Below are 17,030 nucleotides of genomic sequence, written 5' to 3'. Positions count from 1 at the left end.
CATAAGGCGAGCATTAATACTTTATTAATATATTCACATCACATATATCCTCCTTGCTTCTAAACTATATATTTAGGACTTCTTCTGGAGTTTTATAAGGTCTATTTTGTTTTAATCCTGTTTCTTCTAAAGTTAACTTACCATTGTAAGTCGATAAACCGCTTCTTAAATGTTTGTTTTCTTTAAGAGCCTTAACAGCACCTTTATTAGCTATTTCAATTGCATATGGCAAAGTTGAATTACACAATAAAGTAGTTGCCGTCTGTGAAAATGCCGATGGAATATTATCAACACAATAATGAGTTATTCCTTCCTCAACATAAATAGGGTCATCATGTGATGTGCTTCTACAGGTTTCAATAGCACCTTTCTCATCACATGCTATATCAACTATAAGAGAGTTCTTTTTCATTAATTTAAGCATGTCTCTAGAAATCAAATGATCTTTTCTATGCTTTGGCCATAAAATACAATTGATTATTACATCCGATCTTTTCAAACACTTTTCAATATTCTCTGCATTTGAATATAGTAATTCAACATTTGGAGGCAAAGTATTTTTAGCATATTCTAATTGATCTAGGTCAATATCTAATATTGTAACCTTATTTCCTAATCCTGCTGCTAGCTCTGCCGCCCCTAGACCTGAATTTCCTGCTCCAATAATAGCTATTTCAGGAGTTTTAACTCCGTGTACTCTTGCAAGCATGATTCCATTTCCACCGTTAATTTTTTGTAAATATTGAATTGCCATTAGTAAACCGCCTTTACCAGCTATTTCACTCATTGGCTTGAGAAGTGGAAAATTAGTTTTATCTCCAGTTATATCTTCATAGGCTATACCTAACACTTTTTTTTCTAACAGCACATCGGTTTCTTCTCTATATGCATTTGAATGAATATAAGTCAAAAGAATTTGATTCTCTTTCAAATAATCATACTCCTGAGGTAATATTTCTTTAACCTTATATATCATCTCTGCTTTGTCATAAACGGACTTGGCATCACTTAGTATTTCAGCACCAGCATTTCTATAGGCCTCATCTGAAAAACCGCTTCCAACCCCTGCATTAGTCTCAACATAGACTTTATGATCTCTTTTAACTAGTTCTTTTACTCCATCTGGTGTTACTGCTACTCTATATTCATTGTTTTTTACTTCTTTTGGCACCCCTATTATCATTGTTATCTCCTCCAAATTATTAAAGTTATAATTAAACCAATCCAATTACAAAATATACTACTAGAGCTATACCTGCCGCTACTGAAGCATAGGGCAATTGTGTTTTAACATGATCTATATGGTCACTGGCAGCTCCGAAGGAAGAAAGTATTGTTGTATCTGAAAGAGGTGAACAGTGATCACCAAATACTCCACCACCGGCTACAGCTGCTATAGTAGCGTATACTAAAGTATTAACAACGTTTCCACTAAACGTAAATGCCAACGGAACTGATATCGGAATCATAATTGCATATGTTCCCCATGATGTTCCAGTTGAAAATGAAATGAATGCTGCTACGGCAAAAGTTAGTAACGGTAATAGTTTTGGAGTCAGCCATCCCTTTGTCGATTCGATTACAAAGTTTGCAGTTCCTAGATCTTTACTAATTGTGTTTATACTATATGCTAAGGCAAGAATAATGATTGCTGGCATTACACCCTTAATTCCTTGCACAGCCGTTTCTATTACTTTTTTAGGAGGTACTTTTTGCACTATTAGAGCAATAGATAAGTATATAACGGAAAACATAAAAGCTTCTAAGGTCTTAGCAGACCCCTTAATTGCATAAGTTCCTAATGCGAAGCCTATAACTATAAGCACCGGTAAAATAAAGTTTATAAACAATCTTGGCTTTTCCAATTCTTCTGCCATCTTTATTTCTGATAATTCAACACCCATCATAGGAGTTGAACCATCTGCAACTAGTTTACCTTCCTTTAATGCTCTTTCTTCTGCTCTTTTCATTGGTCCAAATTCTGGTATTATACCTAAGGCTATCAACGCTACCATTCCTACGGCAAACAAACCATAGAAATTGAATATGACAGATTTTGAGAAAATAGCCACTGCTTCATCATTTGTAACAATTGGTCCCAGGCCTACTAAGAGTCCTGCGATATATACACCCCATGCACTAAAAGGTACTAAAACACACATTGGTGCAGAGGTTGAATCACAGATATAAGCTAGTTTTTCCCTTGATATTTTAGCTTTGTCAGTTAAGTTTCTCATAACGGGTCCTACAAAAAGAGGTGAAAAATAATCACTAAAAAATATAAACATCCCTAAAAACCAGCCAAATAGTTGCACAAGCTTTCGAGAAACAATTTTCCCTTGAACCTGACGAGAAAATTCTTCCGTAGATCCCGTGAGCTGAAAGAAGGCCACTAAACATCCTATAAAAACTTCAATCATTAGTACCCATACAAAATCACCATTGCCTAATGCTCTTCCAAACAATCCAGATAAGCCCATTAGGCCTTCACCCGTTATAAATAGTCCTACTATACAGGCTATTAATAAAGACAGTATGGTTTCTCTAGTTACAAAAGCTAGAATAACAGCAATCAATGCAGGCAATATTGCTAAAATTCCATAATCACTCATATATGCACCTCCATAATTAATTATTTATCGCGATAAACTATTAGCTATATATAGCAATTCATGTGCCAAAATAGAAAAATCTATTGTTAATAATTTGACTTTCTCAGATTATTAACAATTTTCACAATTAATTTTACAATTCTCTCTTTGCTTCAAAAAAATGCCTTATTTTTAACATGACAAGTTTTGGTGAAAATGTGGCGAAAATTTGTCACACTAAAAAAAACATGGCGAATTTTCGCCATGTCTATATTTCAATGCTATGCTTTTGAATTTTATATTTTAGTGTCTGTCTAGGAATTCCCAAGAATCTAGCAGTTTTTGAAACATTACCCTCAGCTTTTATCAGTGTAGATAATATGATTTTTCTTTCATACTCACCTACAATTTCAGATAAGGACTTTCCTTCCTTCTCTTTAGTAAAAGTAACATTTTTATCATCATAGTATTCTATTTTAGTAGGCCTTTCATCTAAAATAGAGTCTAATAAATATGCAGGTAAGTGTTGTATATCAATTTTCCCCTCTCGAATAAAATGGGATGCTGACTCAATTATGTGCTTTAACTCTCTAACATTTCCAGGCCAAGGATATTTATAAAATAACACCTTTACTTGGTCAGTTACTCCATCAATAGATTTATCCATAGCATGATTAAACTTTTCTATAAAATAATTAACATATAGATCAATATCCTCTACTCTACTTCTCAAAGGAAGTAATTTCAAACTTACTACATTTAAACGATAAAATAAATCCTCTCTTAACTTTCTATTTTTTATTGCATCGATAGGACTCTCATTCATGGCTGCAATAATTTTCACATTTACACTTATATCCTTCGTACCACCAATTCTTCTAACTTTTCCATTTTCTAAAACCCTTAGTAGTTTAGCCTGTAGATCTATAGGCATTGAATTTATCTCATCTAGAAATAATGTTCCTCCATTGGCAGACTCAAATAGTCCTGGCTTATCAAGTGCTCCAGTAAAAGCACCTTTTTCCGAACCAAACAAAATACTTTCAAATAAAGTCTCCGGTAGTGCTGCACAATTTTGTGCAATAAATGGTTTGTTTTCCCTTATTCCTTCACTGTGAATTGACTGTGCATATAATTCTTTTCCGGTTCCCGTCTCTCCATAGATCAATACAGGGGACCATGTATCTTTTGCCAGCTTTGCCTTTTCAATATTTTTTATCATTTTATTATTTTTTGTAACTATATCCTGAAATTTATATAAATCTTTATTAATTGCCATCTCAAGTTTTGAATTATTAATGTTTTTCATTTTTAGGTTACTAATTTGATCAATATTAGTAATATCCTTAGATAGTTCAATAGCTCCAATTACAATTCCACCACTTATAATAGGTAAAGTCAGATTTTGAGTAGCAAACACAGTATTCTCTAGATTTACGGCTTCTTGATATTCATTATATATTGGTCGACCTTCTTTTAAACATCTCAATATAGAACTGTCTTCTGCCCTTAAGCTTGGACAAATTTCTAAAATGTTTTTGTTTATATATTTTGTATAATCTGTTATTATGCCATTTTCTCCTAACCGTTTATTGTACCTAGCAGAGTGAACAATATTACCTCTCGTATCCGATATAAAGATCGCATCAATGTAATCTAATGGAGATTTAGAAAAAGACATAATTTACACTCCCTTACAACTTATTTTATACTTTGATTATTCTTTAGATTTATAAGTCATTCTTTACCGCAAATATGGCAAGTTGTGTTCTATCTCTGAGTTCAAGCTTGCTTAAAATTTTTGTAATATGATTCTTTATAGTTCCTTCACTTAGATACAACTCCTTTGCAAGCTCTTTATTATTCTTTCCATCCCCTACCAGCCTACATATATCCTTCTCCCTATTTGTCAAGAGTTCTACTCTTTTATCAATGTTCTCACATCTCGAGCCCTTCGCCATTTCAGAAAATTTGTTTATTACCTTTGTAGCTACCTCCGGTTGTATCAAAGCCCCACCTTCATATACGGTTCTAATAGCCCTAGCTATTTCTCCTGGGGTAGCATCCTTTAATAAATATCCCGATGCTCCGTTTTTTAAGGCCTCGTAGATATATTCATCGTCATTAAAGGTTGTCAGTACTATCACCTTTGTATCTGGAAAGTCTTGTTTTATAAGCTTCGTTGCTCTTGCTCCGTCCAGTTCTGGCATCTTGATATCCATAAGAACTATATGTGGTTTATTCCATTTGCAAAGCTCATATGCCTTCTTTCCATTGTTTGCAATTCCACAGATATTAATATCTTCTTCCTTACCAAGTATCATCTTTAGACCCTCAGTTAATATTTCTTGATCATCTACAAGCAGTACATCTATCATGCTTCCACCTCCAGTTTCATACTCCTAATTCGGTAAATATCCCTTCACAATAAATCCATTCCCCGATTCAAATTCTACCTTTCCACTCAAATTAGTTATCCTTTCCTTCATACCCTTTATACCATAACCTTCTTTTATTTGCTTGGCCCCGATACCATTATCCTTAATTTCGAACTCTATGGCCTCATTCTTATATGTGATGCATACCTCAACCTTTGTCGCCTTACCATGTCTTACAGCATTGGTCAGGGATTCTTGAACGATTCTGTATAATGCTATGTCTATGTTGGGATGTCTTTTAGTTAGTTCTCCGATGGTTTCAAATTCAATTTCTATACCAGCTGCATTAGAAAATTCATCTATTAAACATTCTATAGAATTTGTTTCTTTTTTTGTTTCTTCTATCCTTAAGGTCTCAACTACCTTTCTTACACTTAGTAGACCTTGCCTTGCCATTTCCTTTGCACTATCAATTAATTCCTTAGTCTTATCAATATCCTCATCTATCATATGACTAGAGATTTCCATCTGCATAATTAGGGCCGTCATGTTATGCCCTAGGGTATCATGTATGTCCCTAGCTATACGATTTCGCTCTTCTAGTGCTGCAAGCTCCTCAACCTTATCGGAATATTCCTTAAGCTTCTTATGGGTTTTTAGTAACTCGTTGTACAATAATTCCTTCTTTTCCTTTTCATCTCTATTATATTGAGCAAAATTTGCAATAACCAATATCAAAGCATTTATCAATAGGAAAAATGCCATCTGTGATAGACTGGCAAGATTGTTATTGTAGGATATTAATAATATGTACTTTATCAGTGATACTCCAACGGATATTATACTTATAATTAAGCTCTTATCTCGTTTAAGAGTTAGTGATACCTCCAATAGGATCACTATATAAAAGGAGTGGAAAAAGTAATTTATAAGAAATCTGGAATTATGCTCCAATAAATAGACTAAGACTATATCTATTAAGAATGAACAACTTAGCAACATCTCATTACGATATAGCCTCTTCCTGACAATCCCTAAAATAATATAGACTGCGAACAATCCTAAGAGCATATATAACCTAGTTCCAGAGGCATTTTCAAAATAGACTGCCATATAGAAAAGCAGTGATAGAAAAAATATTTTAATTGGCCTCAAAAGCCATCTTCTTTTTTCATTCATTTAAATTTCTCCTAAAAACATTGAGTATTTATACATATAATTAATATTCTAGCTTTTTTTAAGAATTCCTTTACAAAGTAACCATTCCAAAATCAAAATACAAAGGTTCTATTCCCTTTCGTGTCTATCCAACTTGATAATGACAATGTAGTTATTTACTGCTATAATTTAGGTATATTACCATTTTTTTAAATGTTCGAATTAAAGCTCCGAATTTTTGGATAGCATTTTCTAAAAAATAACATATAACGAGTTTATATCTATTAAGGAGAGAATAAACATATGAATTTAGCGTGGATTGAAAATTTTAAGATACGTACATATGATACCGATTTTAATAATAAAGTAAAGCTGAGTTCTATTTTTAATTTTATGCAGGAGGTAGCCACCAATCATGCTGATAGCCTGAGTATAGGTCTTGATGAGTTATCTAAAGAAGGTTTGTTTTGGGTTCTGTCTAGGGTAAAAATCGAAATGATAGAATTTCCTAAACTAGGAGATAAAATAAAAGTTGAAACATGGCCTAAGGGTATTGATAAACTCTTTGCTCTAAGAGATTTTAAGATTTATAATTCAGAAGACAAAGTTCTCGGAAAAGCAACCACGGCATGGCTAATAATCGATAGTAAAAAAATGCGTCCCAAAAGACCTAAGATTTTTTTAGAAAGGGTACGTAACTTCAAAGATGAACATGCATTATTAGAAGTCCCGGGGAAAATCTTAGAGTCCCAAAGCAAAGATATTGTCCTTAACAAAAGGGCTGGATATATGGATATTGATATCAACAAACATATGAATAATGTTAAGTACGTTGAATTAATATTAGATAGTTTTTCTAAAGATACCTTTAATGAAAAACAAATAAAAGAAATGCAAGTAAATTTCTTATCGGAAGTTAAATTCGGAGATGAAATTGAAATTTTTCAAGGTCCATATGAAAATATTAATAGTTGTTTTTATATAGAAGGTATACATAAGCATACAAATGCTAAGGTATTTAAATCATCTGTACAGTGGTCTGATATGTAATTAGTAAAAGATAAACGAGTTGTGAAAAATCTTTCTTAACCCGTTTATCTTTTTATTAATTATTCATTTTATCAGTAGATGGAAGTATATCAAGTATTTCAAAGGCTATTTGAAGTCTAAGCCTCTGATCATAATCATTTAAATCAACATTTAGTAGATTCATTATTCTCTTCAATCTATAGCTTAAGGTATTTCCATGGATATGAAGATAATCCTTTGTATAGGTCCAGTTCCCATTACTTCTGATATAAATTCTAATGGTATCAAGATATTCATTTCTTGAGTTTTTCTGGTAGTCTAAAAGAGGTCCTAGGGTCTTTATGATAAAATACTCAAGGTCCCTTTTATCATTCTTTAAAAGAAACTTCTTAATTTCCAGGTCATCATAAAAAAGATATAGATTTTCACCTTCTATTTCATCAGTCATTCTAAGGGCTTGTATTGCATTATAGTATGATGTCTTAAAATCATCTAATCTACTTATCTCATCACTGACTCCGGCCCTAACCTTCTTTTTGCCGTATCTACTGAAAAAACTTATATTATTTTCTGTAACAATATTATCTAAGAAATCTTTTATTTTTTTTCTACTGTAGTCATTGTTTAACTCTAATATGACAACGATCTTATTTCCTTTGATCATAGTTATAGAGTTTGAAAAAGACCTATTTATTTTTTCATTTATAATATTATAATAATATTTTATATATTTCTTTAATTCTTTTTCATATTTTTCTTGGCTAATAACCCCTTCGTCTCTTTCCACTTCAATGATAATTATCTTATGATTCCTTTTAAAACTAAATCTATAATTTTTAGAGCATTTCACAATATAATCCTTATTTTGATTCATGATAAGGCTTTCAAGAAAGTCCCCCTTAAGGGCTTGCTCCATATGGCTAAGTTCATTAATCTTTAAAAGCTCTAGGGCAAGTATAGTTACACCTCTTTCAATTGTAATCTTATCTAATTCCGAGTACTCGTCATTATCAGATACAATACAAAGCCAACCTAGGGTATCCATATTCACCATTATAGGTGAAAAATAAAAGTAAATATCCTTATCATTATTATAATAGCTAGATTTCTCATTCTCCCGTAAATACTTTATTAAATCACGAATTATTTCTTTAACATTATCTAGATTAGTATAGTAACTAAAGCTATAGTTATAAACATTGTAGAACAAATCAATAATAAACGCATCTCTACTTAGTAATGAAGTTATTTCAGAAAGAATATCCTCAACACTGAGTCCATTTAGTACCATTTCTGTGAATTTACTATGTAATCCCGTAGAGTATCTATATTTGTTTCTTTCGAGCTCCAGCATTTTATTATATTTTTCTAGTTCATCATTATTTTTTAATTGCTTTTCATAGTTTTGCGCATTAATTATAGCAATAGTTGCCTGTACAGATATAGCTTCTAAGAGAGATACATCCTCCTGTGTAAGTACACCATTGTTTTCAAAATTATCTATGACTATTACCCCTATACATTCTTCTCTATATATTAAAGGGCAACATATTGAACCTAAAAGCTCATTAGGCTTTTTATTTAAAGAATTTTCTAATATGCTCTTATTTTTCTCGCGCATGGTCCCCATGGCCTCATTTATTTCCTTTGAATTACTGAAAAATATTGGTTTCTGTTTTAAAAATGCAATTCCGGTCATTGACTCTCCTGGATATAAGTTTACCTCAACAATATTGTCATCAAATCCTATAAAAGCTCTAATCTCCAGCAACCCAGTAGCCTTATTATACAGAAAAATTACTCCCGTATCTCCACCCTTTATTAGGTCTAGAGATTTTTTTAGTAGAAAGTTCAATATATAATCTGTATCTTGAGTTGAATTTAGCAGCTTGCTAGCTTCTAATAACTCCTGCAGTTTATCTATTTTTTTCAATGAATTATCCATATAATAAATGCTCCTAATATAAAATTTTATCTTATATTTTCCTTACTCTCATCATATTAAAATACACCAAATTTGTCTATAAAATTTTGTTGCTGACAACATAGAAAATCGTAGATAAAATTGATAGAATATTTAGAATATAAGTTCAATTATTAAAATAAGGGGGTTTACACATGAGTTTATTAATGGCATTTTCTGTCGTTCTAGTGATTTTATCTATCGGCGACATAGTGTCAACTAAATCAAAAGCATTTATTCCATCGGTTTTTGTTGCCGCATTACTATTCCTATTTGGATTTTGGACTTTCTTGCCTCAAGACGTTGTTGCTCTTGCAGGATTCCAAAAGCCAATCATTTACCTATCCATGTATTTATTGATAACTCATATGGGTACACTGTTAACTGTTAGGGAATTAATCAGCCAGTGGAAAACCATTACCGTTGCTCTAGTTGGTATTGTAGGTATTTGTCTCCTCACCCTTACAATAGGTAGAGCTCTTTTTGGTTGGGAAACAGTTGTAATAGCTACTCCTCCACTTACGGGTGGTATTGTTGCTGCAATCATTATGTCTGAAGCCGCTACTGCACTGGGTATGGAGGATCTAGCAGTACTCGCTATTGTTACTTATGTAATGCAAGGCTTCATTGGTTATCCTCTTACAGCCCTTATGCTGAAAAAAGAGGGCACAAGACTTTTGAATGGCTTTAAAGGTGGTGAATTTAGTACTTCTAATGTTGATGAAATCGCTTCAGCTAAAGAAGCCACTACCAAGAAAAAACTCATACCTGCTCTTCCAGAAAAGTATACTACTACCTATATCATCCTTGCAAAACTAGGTATAACTGCTTGGGTTGCCGTAAGCTTTGCTAACTTGATCAAGCCTATGGTTAATATTTCACCCTTTGTAATGTGTCTTTTCTTTGGTGTAATTGCCCAGGAACTAGGTTTTGTAGAGCAAAGACCTCTTAATCTTTCAAGTTCCTTTGGATTCTTGATTACTGGTCTTATGGCATTTGTATTTGCAGGCCTTGCCAAGGCTACACCTGCAATGCTTGGTAAGATTGCTCTTCCTCTTGCGGGAATAATACTTCTAGGAGTATTCGGTATGTGCATTCTTTCAATGTTTGTTGGCAAGAGATTAGGATACACTAAGGAAATGTCCTTTGCTGTAGCCCTTACAGCCCTTTACGGATTCCCTCCAAACTACATTCTTACAGAGGAAGCTGCAAAGGCCCTTGCCGAAAACGAAGAGGAAAATAAATTTCTTATGGATGAAATGCTTCCTAAAATGCTTGTTGGTGGATTCACAACGGTTACAATTGTCTCCGTAATAATTGCCGGCATTTTCGCTAATCTATTGTAAGTTTAAAGTTTATTCATTATAGGCCGAACACCTCTTTAACTCTAGGGGTGTTCTCTATATGAAAAAAGGAGGAATTATTTTGGACCATAAAATAAGCTGTTCCTGGGAAGGTCAGATGAAGTTTAAAGCAGTTGATGAATTCGGTAATGAAGTATTTATGGATGTCGGTCCCTCCGCTGGCGGCAATAATGAAGGATTTCTTCCAATGCCAATGCTTCTAGTAGGGCTTGGTGGGTGTATGGGAGTAGACGTGAAAATGATTCTTGATAAAATGAGGGTAGGAATTGAAAGTATAAATGTAGAAGTAATAGGAGAAACCGATGATGGAACTCCAAAAACATATAAGGAAATAAAACTCAGGTTTTCTTTCAAGGGCGAAAACTTGAATATAGATAAACTAGAAAAGGCAGTAAAATTATCTGAAGAAAAATACTGCAATGTTAGCGCCATTCTATCAAAATCAGCAAAGATAGTTCATGAAATCTTGATACTATAGGATTTTGGAGGTAAATATTATGAAAACAAATCTAGGTAGAATTAAAAGAGATATCGAAGAGCTCTCAAAATTCAATGCCACTCCCAGTCAAGGTCTTACAAGGTTTTCCCTTACGCCTGAAGACAGAGGAGCAAGGGAGTATATAAAAAATGAGCTGTTAAAGCTCGGTCTAAATATTTATGAAGACCCTTCCGGTAGTATATTCGGCAGGCGCAGTGGAGTCGATGGCACTCTTCCTGTAATCATGATAGGATCACATTTTGATTCTGTAAAAAATGGTGGTAATTTTGACGGCCCCGCTGGTATAGTCATGGCTCTCGAGATCATGAGAGTGCTTGAAGAAAATAATGTCAGAACTAAGTACCCTATTGAGTTTGTCGGTATGATTGAGGAAGAAGGCGGCAGATTCGGTTCTGGTGTATTTGGAAGTCGAGCAATGATTGGTAAAGTATCAGTAGACCAGTTACATAATAATAAGGACGAAAACGGTATATCTATGGCTAAGGCCTTAAGAGATTTTGGCTTTAATCCTGAGGAAATTGGAAAAGCCATAAGGAATCCTAATGATATAAAGGCCTTTATTGAGCTTCATATTGAACAGGGTCCTATTTTAGAGTCAAGCAATAAGGATATAGGTATCGTGGATTTCATAGTTGGTATTAATGAATTCAAAGTTATACTAATGGGTAGACCTGACCATGCTGGTACTACTCCAATGCATATGAGATCAGATGCTCTTAGTGCAGCATCTAAGGTTATTTGCAAAATCGATGGCTATGCCAAGGATGCTGGGGAAGGTACTGTAGCTACCGTTGGCGTACTGAATATCAAACCAGGAGCAGCTAATATAGTCCCTGGAGAAGTTGTATTCACTGTTGATATCAGATCTAAGAACTCCGATTGTATAAAAGAAGTAAAAAATAAAATTGTTGAAGCTTTGAGGGCAGAAACTACAGGCTCTGGCGTAGAGTTAGATATAGTAGAAATGCTGGATGTAAGTCCAGTTAAAATGTCTGAGGAAATAATAAAAAGTCTTGAAAAAAATGCCCAATCAAGTGGCTTTTCATACATTAAAATGCTTAGTGGTGCAGGACACGATGCAATGATTATGTCTGCAATAACAGATGTTGGTTTAGTTTTCGTCCCTAGTAAGGATGGCAGAAGCCATTGTCCAGAGGAATGGACTGATTATGAAGACTTACAAAGGGGTATTGAGGTTATATATAATACAGTACTTGATAAAGGGGAGGCGCTTTAAATGAGTGTTAAAGAACTGGCAAAGAAATATAAGCAATATTCTATTGATTTGAGAAGAGAGTTTCATATGAATCCTGAACCTAGTATGAAGGAAGAAAGAACCTCAAATAGAATAGTTGAAGAACTTGAAAAAATGGGAATAGATTGTAGCAAAGTAGCTGGAACCGGAGTAGTCGGAATCATTAAAGGAGCTCAGGAAGGCAAGACTATAGCCCTTAGAGCCGATATTGATGCCCTTGAGGTAACAGAAGCCAACGAAACAGAATACAGGTCAAAGGTTGATGGACTCATGCACGCTTGCGGTCACGATGCCCACGCCGCAGGACTACTTACGGCAGCTAGAATATTAAATGATATGAGGGATGAGCTAAAAGGAACTGTGAAATTGATCTTTCAACCGGGTGAAGAGATTGCAAAGGGAGCTAAGAAAATGATAGAAGAAGGTGTCATGGAGGGTGTCGATGGAATCTTTGGCATTCATGTATGGAATGATGCCGAGGTTGGAAAGGTCTCTGTAGAAGCTGGTCCACGTATGGCCTCCGCTGGAATATATAAGATAAATGTTACTGGAAAAGGCGGTCATGGCTCTATGCCCCACCAGGGCGTAGATGCATTGCTTGTTGGCTCAGCAATAGTTATGAACCTCCAAAGCCTTGTTAGTAGAGAAATTAGTCCTTTAGATCCAGCCGTAGTAAGTGTAGGCATATTTAATTCGGGAACGAGGTTTAATATTATCGCTGGTGAAGCTTATCTTGAAGGAACTACTAGATGCTTTAGTATGGAAGTTAATGATGCCTTTGAGGAAATGATTAAAAGGGCAGCAGAAAATACTGCTAAAAGTTATAGAGCAACGGCTAAATTAGACTATGAGCAGCTTGTTATCCCTACAATAAATGATCCTGCAATGTCGGCTATAGCTGAAGGTGCAGTTGAAAAAATAAGTGGAAAAGATGGTCTGATAACCTATGAGAAAACCACAGGCGGAGAGGATTTCTCTTACTTTACACAAAAAGCTCCGGGAGCCTTTGCCTTTGTTGGTGCAAGAAACGAAAAGAGACTTGAGTACTTCCCCCATCATCATCCTAGATTTGATATTGATGAAGATGCTCTTGAAACTGCTTCTGCATTATACGCTCAATTTGCTATTGATTTCTTGAATAAATAGACCTTAAATTATTTATGCAAATCTCAAATGAATTGTTTATGCTTCATATTCTATATAGATGAGAGGGATTGGAATGGACTATAAAAAATTATTAGAAAATCAAAGGGATTACGTTATAAAGCTCAGAAGACACTTTCATGCAAATCCAGAGCCTAGCTGGGGTGAATTTGAAACATCAAAGAGAGTAAAAGAAGAACTAGAATGCATGGAAATTCCTTATATTGAAATGGCTGGCACAGGAGTTGTCGGTATTATAAAAGGCGGACTGCCTGGCAAAACTGTTGCCCTAAGAGCAGATATTGATGCCCTTGAGCTCACTGAGACAAATGATATAGAGTATAAATCTCAAAATCCAGGGGTAATGCATGCCTGTGGCCATGATGGTCACACCGCCATGCTTTTAGGTGCTGCTAAGGCCTTAAACGAAATTAAAGACTCCATTAAAGGAACTATTAAACTGATCTTCCAGCCGGCAGAAGAAATGGTTCAAGGTGCAAAAAAAATGATTGATGAAGGTGTATTAGATGGTATTGACGGCTTATTTGGTCTTCACCTATGGTCAGGTCTTGAGACTGGAAAGGTATCAGTAGATCCTGGTCCTAGAATGGCTTCTGGAGATCATGTCATCATAGACATCATTGGTAAGGGTGGTCATGGATCTATGCCCCATCAGGGCGTTGACGCTGTAGTCGTTGCTTCATCCCTAGTTATGAACACGCAAGCAGTCATCAGCAGAGAGATAAATCCTCTAGATACGGTTGTTTTTTCAATAGGATCACTTAAGTCCGGAACAAGATTTAATGTTATAGCTGGCGAGGCTCACCTTGAGGGAACCGTAAGATGCTTTGACCCAGAGATAAGATTACAGCTTCCAGAAATAATAGAACGATATGTCAAAAATACAGCCGATACATACAGAGCTAAGGCAAAGTTTCAATATATTTTTGGAACTCCTCCAACCATTAATGATGAAAAATGTTGTTCTCTAGCTAAAGAAACTGTTTTAAGCATGCTTGGAGAAGAAGGTTTAGTTAAGTTAGATAAGACAACGGGAAGTGAAGATATGGCTTACTACCTAGAAAAAGTGCCAGGTTTGATAGCCTTCGTAGGCTCCGGTAGTGCTGAAAAGGAAGCAGATTTTCCTCATCACCATCCAAGATTCAATTTAGATGAAGACAGTTTGGCTATAGGTACTGAATTGTATTTTAAGTTTGCTCTGGATTTTCTTGAGAAATTTTAAATTATTAAAGCCTAGACTATAAAAGTCTAGGCTTCAGATTGTTGACAAAGTCAACAGGATGGTAGGCTGTTGAGAAATCTGAAGTTCGAGGCGTGCTGAAAGCGAGAGACCGAAGCGTATACAGACATACGTAAGGGTTCTTGATTGAAGCCACAACGAAGAAATTCGGGTTTGTCAACAGTCTTAAGCCTAGACTATAAAAGTTTAGGCTTTATATACTTATCTAAACCTCTTTAGATTATCTTTATTAAATGTCCATTCTGGCGTAACTATTGTTTCTACATCCTCTAGAGGATACCATGGACTCATATCATCATCCTTAGGATTTGCTAGTATCTGTATATCTTGAGCTGGCATATAGCTCTGTGCCAGCATAAAAAGCTTCTTATCAGATTTATTACCTACAGCCATATCGACTACTATAACAGCATGTCCAGGACTTCCTCCTTGAATGAAAACATCACCAATTTGCATATTTTCAAGATCTACAGCCTCAAGCTCCTTAGACAATGACAATGTCCCAGCATACATAAATATTAGCTCCATATAATTTCGAAAATCATTATATGTATTGGATTTTTGACTTTTCTTTATATAGCTAGTATTGTTTCCATTGACCTTTACCCTGTAGCCCTCAATCCATTTACTATAGTCTACTCTGAATCCATTGGTGAAGTTAAAATGAATTTCATCGTAATCGCCTCTACCGTATAGATACTCACCCCTAAGCCTCATAATTGCATCGGCACATTGTTGTAGATTCTTTTTGCCTATGTCCATATTAACTACAGCTTCATATACACCGCGGTTTTCCTTAGTGCTTCCATTGTAAAACAATACCTTTGATCCATGAGGTTTCAACTCTAAACTTCTTAAATATCGGGCAAAGGAACCCTCCTCAGTTTCAATTCTTCTGTATCCTTTAGGTACATTAAATCTTTGAGCTAACACTGTACCCTCTTTATTTATTATCTTTATCCTTGGTTTAACTTCCTGCGTGGCTACGACCTTCTCATTCTGTTCTTCTTTAACATCTACATCTAGCTTTTCTGATTGTTCCTTTACGCCACATCCTGTAAGAACGCTTAAACTCAAAATGAAACATACTAATGACTTCAATTTACTATCCTCCTAAGTTATATATTGCCTTTATAAGTATTATATTAATAAAACAGTTAATCTAGTCAATTTACTCCACATAAACACCTTCGGTTGTTGTTTCCATAATTCTCTTTATTCTTTTCTCAATACCTAAATGGCTTTTCAATTTTTCATCTACTTTATTGAGCTTTCGTACAGAATTGTTTAGCTTATTTAATCTAATTAGTGAATTCACAAAAGTCATCGGCTCTACTCCACTTTCCTTGATAACATAATCATCAGCTTGATTCTCTTGAGCTCTGTTGATGTATTTTATTATAAATATCAACATGAAAGTTATTGCTATTGCTATAAATGCCCCTAATATGTTGTCCTTATTGAGCATTATAATGGCTTGCCAAATAGGCAAAGTAGCAATTACATGCACTATTTTTCTAATTAATAAATGATGTTTACTTATATGTCCTATTTCATGAGCGACTATTGCTTCTATTTCTTCTTCTGAGAGATTATCTATCAAATATTCCGTCAGATATATATTTTTCTTAAGTACACTATACACAAAGGCATTCGCATGCTGCCTTTTTTTTGTTGCCAAAACATAAAAAGTTACATTATCGAAGCCCAATTTCTTTACAAAATTATTCAATCTTTCTGTTAAATCACTATCCTCCAACGGTTTTGGTTTTAACATATGCTTCGTTATATTAGGCATAAATATTATAATTAACATAAAAAATATAAATGGTACTATAGTAAATGAAAGCATTCCAAACATACTATTTACTACTTCATTATTAGAAACAACTCTATTTATATAAAACATCACTTCTAGCGAAGCTGTAATGATACTAACTGATTTTATAATTGCCCATATTTTTTCCTTTATTGTTGATACGTTTTTTCTTGTTAGCCTCTGGGTATTGTGATAAACCATATTATCTATAATCAAAGCTATCATATAACTTACTCCGCTAAATAAAATAATACCAAATAACTCCCAATATTCTGCGGACACTGTACTTGAACCTATTATATGACCATATATGAAAGAAGAGAGAATATATACAGGGGTTTGAATATATATAGCAAACATCTTTGCCGCATAAATAGCTTCATCAACTGCTTCATTATTTTTAAGCTTCTTCTTCACAATATGTACTTTAACCAAAGAAATAATAGCACTTCCTCCACAAAAAATCGCAAAAGAAAATACAAAAAATACTATCATAATGATTGTAGCTATACCTTCTATGAAATCCATCGTACACCTCCATATTTCCTATACTTTATTTTAACCTTCTAA

Annotated in this window: 14 protein-coding genes; 6 read left to right on the top strand and 8 right to left on the bottom strand. The window is 34.3% G+C overall.

Annotated features, from left to right (window positions below; all coding sequences use genetic code 11):
* Nucleotides 1-64: 64 nt before the first annotated feature.
* The 5 genes from ald to R9X47_RS20375 all read right to left on the bottom strand — a co-directional run bounded on the left by ald (nt 65) and on the right by R9X47_RS20375 (nt 6,148).
* Complete coding sequence (gene ald, locus R9X47_RS20395; RefSeq protein WP_432662923.1) at nt 65-1,183, bottom strand: alanine dehydrogenase; 1,119 nt, start codon at nt 1,181-1,183, stop codon at nt 65-67.
* A gap of 31 nt (nt 1,184-1,214) precedes the next feature.
* On the bottom strand, nt 1,215-2,612 hold the full coding sequence (locus R9X47_RS20390) for a Na+/H+ antiporter NhaC family protein (RefSeq protein ID WP_432662922.1): 1,398 nt from the start codon (nt 2,610-2,612) through the stop codon (nt 1,215-1,217).
* A gap of 247 nt (nt 2,613-2,859) precedes the next feature.
* The gene (locus R9X47_RS20385; RefSeq protein ID WP_432662921.1) at nt 2,860-4,272 is read right to left on the bottom strand and encodes a sigma-54 interaction domain-containing protein; all 1,413 of its coding nucleotides are present in this window, start codon (nt 4,270-4,272) and stop codon (nt 2,860-2,862) included.
* A gap of 49 nt (nt 4,273-4,321) precedes the next feature.
* On the bottom strand, nt 4,322-4,969 hold the full coding sequence (locus R9X47_RS20380) for a response regulator transcription factor (RefSeq protein ID WP_432662920.1): 648 nt from the start codon (nt 4,967-4,969) through the stop codon (nt 4,322-4,324).
* A gap of 24 nt (nt 4,970-4,993) precedes the next feature.
* Entirely contained in the window at nt 4,994-6,148 is a 1,155-nt protein-coding gene (locus tag R9X47_RS20375; RefSeq protein ID WP_432662919.1) for a sensor histidine kinase, read from the bottom strand.
* A 282-nt stretch (nt 6,149-6,430) separates the two neighbouring features.
* Here R9X47_RS20375 and R9X47_RS20370 point away from each other — a divergent pair, with 282 nt between their 5' ends.
* The gene (locus R9X47_RS20370; protein ID WP_432662918.1) at nt 6,431-7,177 is read left to right on the top strand and encodes an acyl-[acyl-carrier-protein] thioesterase; all 747 of its coding nucleotides are present in this window, start codon (nt 6,431-6,433) and stop codon (nt 7,175-7,177) included.
* Nucleotides 7,178-7,232: 55 nt separating this feature from the next.
* Here R9X47_RS20370 and R9X47_RS20365 read toward each other — a convergent pair whose 3' ends face one another.
* Nucleotides 7,233-9,101 carry a helix-turn-helix domain-containing protein gene (locus tag R9X47_RS20365; RefSeq protein WP_432662917.1) on the bottom strand — a complete coding sequence of 623 codons (1,869 nt, stop codon included), beginning with the start codon at nt 9,099-9,101 and terminating at the stop codon, nt 7,233-7,235.
* 173 nt (nt 9,102-9,274) lie between these two features.
* Here R9X47_RS20365 and R9X47_RS20360 point away from each other — a divergent pair, with 173 nt between their 5' ends.
* From R9X47_RS20360 to R9X47_RS20340, 5 genes are all read left to right on the top strand, one after another.
* The gene (locus R9X47_RS20360) at nt 9,275-10,465 is read left to right on the top strand and encodes a hypothetical protein (protein ID WP_432662916.1); all 1,191 of its coding nucleotides are present in this window, start codon (nt 9,275-9,277) and stop codon (nt 10,463-10,465) included.
* 79 nt (nt 10,466-10,544) lie between these two features.
* Entirely contained in the window at nt 10,545-10,961 is a 417-nt protein-coding gene (locus R9X47_RS20355) for an OsmC family protein (protein ID WP_432662915.1), read from the top strand.
* Nucleotides 10,962-10,980: 19 nt separating this feature from the next.
* Nucleotides 10,981-12,219 carry a M20 family metallo-hydrolase gene (locus tag R9X47_RS20350; protein ID WP_432662914.1) on the top strand — a complete coding sequence of 413 codons (1,239 nt, stop codon included), beginning with the start codon at nt 10,981-10,983 and terminating at the stop codon, nt 12,217-12,219.
* Nucleotides 12,220-13,383 (top strand): M20 family metallopeptidase, encoded by a 1,164-nt coding sequence (locus R9X47_RS20345; RefSeq protein WP_432662913.1) that lies wholly within the window; start codon nt 12,220-12,222, stop codon nt 13,381-13,383.
* Between the two features lie 73 nt (nt 13,384-13,456).
* Nucleotides 13,457-14,623 (top strand): M20 family metallopeptidase, encoded by a 1,167-nt coding sequence (locus tag R9X47_RS20340; RefSeq protein ID WP_432662912.1) that lies wholly within the window; start codon nt 13,457-13,459, stop codon nt 14,621-14,623.
* A gap of 219 nt (nt 14,624-14,842) precedes the next feature.
* Here the strand turns inward: R9X47_RS20340 and R9X47_RS20335 are convergent, their stop codons facing one another.
* Both R9X47_RS20335 and R9X47_RS20330 read right to left on the bottom strand, forming a co-directional pair.
* Nucleotides 14,843-15,742 carry a DUF4846 domain-containing protein gene (locus R9X47_RS20335; RefSeq protein ID WP_432662911.1) on the bottom strand — a complete coding sequence of 300 codons (900 nt, stop codon included), beginning with the start codon at nt 15,740-15,742 and terminating at the stop codon, nt 14,843-14,845.
* Between the two features lie 70 nt (nt 15,743-15,812).
* Nucleotides 15,813-16,988: a M48 family metalloprotease gene (locus R9X47_RS20330; protein ID WP_432662910.1), complete on the bottom strand. Its 1,176-nt coding sequence runs from the start codon at nt 16,986-16,988 to the stop codon at nt 15,813-15,815.
* Between the last annotated feature and the right edge of the window lie 42 nt (nt 16,989-17,030).

Source organism: Wukongibacter baidiensis (assembly GCF_050888315.1).
In the GTDB taxonomy this organism is placed as follows: Bacteria; Bacillota; Clostridia; order Peptostreptococcales; family Caminicellaceae; genus Wukongibacter; species Wukongibacter baidiensis.
The sequence above is the reverse complement of the archived record's forward strand: the minus strand, read 5'-3'. Positions and strand labels throughout refer to the sequence as shown.